Source organism: Phocaeicola sp. RTP21198st1_B8_RTP21198_201120, from assembly GCF_040929485.1.
Lineage (GTDB): Bacteria > Bacteroidota > Bacteroidia > Bacteroidales > Bacteroidaceae > Phocaeicola > Phocaeicola dorei.
In genome coordinates this window covers 1-2,398 of record NZ_JBCOCI010000203.1, presented here as the reverse complement: position 1 = coordinate 2,398, position 2,398 = coordinate 1, and the positions used below count along the sequence as shown (strand labels likewise).

3 protein-coding genes are annotated in these 2,398 nt (G+C 47.7%); all 3 read right to left on the bottom strand.

The annotated features are described in order from the left end of the window. Nucleotides 1–88: 88 nt before the first annotated feature. Nucleotides 89–1,054 carry a toprim domain-containing protein gene (locus AB5935_RS24490; protein ID WP_368327699.1) on the bottom strand — a complete coding sequence of 322 codons (966 nt, stop codon included), beginning with the start codon at nt 1,052–1,054 and terminating at the stop codon, nt 89–91. Between the two features lie 163 nt (nt 1,055–1,217). Then, nucleotides 1,218–2,276: an AAA family ATPase gene (locus tag AB5935_RS24485; RefSeq protein ID WP_368327698.1), complete on the bottom strand. Its 1,059-nt coding sequence runs from the start codon at nt 2,274–2,276 to the stop codon at nt 1,218–1,220. 14 nt (nt 2,277–2,290) lie between these two features. Continuing rightward, nucleotides 2,291–2,398 (bottom strand): DUF3853 family protein (locus AB5935_RS24480; protein ID WP_368327700.1); only part of this gene is annotated, 108 nt, incomplete at its 5' end.

Below are 2,398 nucleotides of genomic sequence, written 5' to 3'. Positions count from 1 at the left end.
CTGTCAAGCAAAGCAAGGTAGTTTCGGTTTACCGAAACATAACCTTGCTCTCCAAATTAAACCGCCTGTCGCTGGTAATCCTGCCGGACTAAATGCCCCTGCCCCTTTTCTGTCTTGGGGCGGCACGTTGTCCGGTTTCCTGCTTTATCTCCTGCGCTTGGCTGGTGCTGTTCTTCTGTTCCTGCTTCCTGCCGCACAGGTAATCGTTCAAGTCCGAATACCCCCTGTAATTGCCCGAGAAGTCACGCACACGGTAGGAGTATTCCAATTCGATAGCCCGTGTAGCCTTATACCCCGCCTCGTCATTGTCAAGCATACAGTGGATGCGTTCATACAGGTACAGCACGTCAATAGCTTTCGGCACATTGACAGTAGAGTTGAGTATGACATAATCCTGCCTGTCAAGGTCGGGCATGGTCGGGCAGTTCTTCATCCGGAGCGTGAGGAAAGAAAGATAGTCCATAAAACCCTCGAATACCAAACACTTCTCTCTCGGCTCTCCCTGCTGCCGTATATGGGTGATGTCTTTCGGGGCGATGCAGCCTTTGAAAAAGGAATTGCGAACCTCGTAACCTCCTGCTATGTTCGGGAAACCGATAGCAAAGAACGGTCTGCCGTTATTGGTAAAATGGAGTTCCTTACATTCTCTTTTTGCCAGTTCGATATTGATACCCCGTCCCTCCAAGTAACGGAGCAATGCCGGATGGGTCAAGTCACGGACTTCCAAATGTTGGAAACTCGGTTCTGTCCTACGCTGGGGAAAAGAAAAACTGACCGGGCGGACGTGCGGTGTCTGTTCCGCTATCCGGTTTAACAGGTATGGCAGGCTGTCGGAGCAATAGAGTTCCTTTGCCAGTGCGATGATGTTGCCGCCCTTGCCTGCGCCAAAGTCATACCAAAGGTTGCGGTCAGTGTTCACCTTGAAAGACGGTTCGTGTTCCTCCCTTAACGGTGATTTGTACCATAAGCCGTTACCCTGCTGCTTGACAGGAGAGTAACCTAAACTATGCAGATAGTCTGCGATGGGTATTTGTTTCACATCTTCGATGTTCATAACATTTTCTTTTTTGGGGATTAAAAAATAGTTGAAAAGTGCGCCAGTCCTGTTTAGTCCGTTATATATATACCCGTACCATACTAAACCTGCCTGTTCCGATACAGGGAAATAGTAAGTCCGTTCCTCTTATATATACACCCGGACTAAACCAAACTGACTTTTAATAATGGAAATCGGGATTATAGCGGTAGCCCTTGCCCTCTTTCACAATCATGCGCTTGTTCACAAGGAACTTGTTCAAATCCACATGGATATTGCGTCCACGCTTGTAGCCGATACTTGCATAACCCTGTTTCAAGGTCTTTAGGACATTCTCGTAACCATATATGACCTGTTTGCCAAAACCGTTTTCCAAAGCTGTCCTGTGCTGTTGCTCCGTCAGTTCTGCCAGTGGAAAGCCCCTGTCTTGGCTGGGTTGCTTGAATACATAACCGTCCACGGCTTCGGGCAATGCGCTGTCGTTGATACGGAATGCGAACGGGTCAAACTCCCGGTCACGTATGTGCATCGCCTTTACCTCGCTTATGTTGCCGTCCTGCGTACTTTTGGTAATTTGCAGGACGGTTTCAGCCTTATTGTTCAGTTCCGTACCGATATGCCCCCTTGTGTTGTCATCCCCCTTGTTTTGGTGGAGTATCGTGTGGATATGTATCTGCCTGTCGTCCGTCCACTGCATCAGCTTTGATATGATGCGTGTCGATTCACCGGGGCTGTTGATGTCATATACCATGTCACGGATGCCGTCTATGATTACAAGCCCTATGTCAGGCGTATTGTAAATAGCCTGCTCTACAATCCTGATACGCTGTTCGGGCGTGTATTTCCTCAAAGCAAGAAATTCCAGATGCTCATTGTCCCTGTCATCTGGAAGCCCAGCCATCCGTAAAATACGTTTCATGACTTTCAGACAATGATAAGGACTTTGTTCCGTGTCCACATACAGGATTTTCCGTTTCTCTTCGGGTAGTTCCGCCACATATCTTAGCACTGTACCATTCTTCAATGCTGCCGCCACGATAGCCGACACATTGAAAGTCTTTTTGCTTTTGGCTTTGCCGATTGATGCACTGAAATTACCCAGTGTACCAATGACCGAACCTTGCACTTTTAGAATCTCAGGTGCTTTCTCATAGATTTTCGACAGGCTCAGGCGTGAGGCTTGCCAAAGGATTACGGCTTCTTCCGCCGATATTTCTTTTATATCTTTCATATAATCCATAAGTACACCTCCCGTTATTTTCGTCCTCCGGTTTTCTTTCCAGCCAGTTCAAGGGCAAGTTCCGCATCCACGATAATCTTGCGCCCTATTTGCGTAATGGCTTTGTCTATCTTACCGCTTTT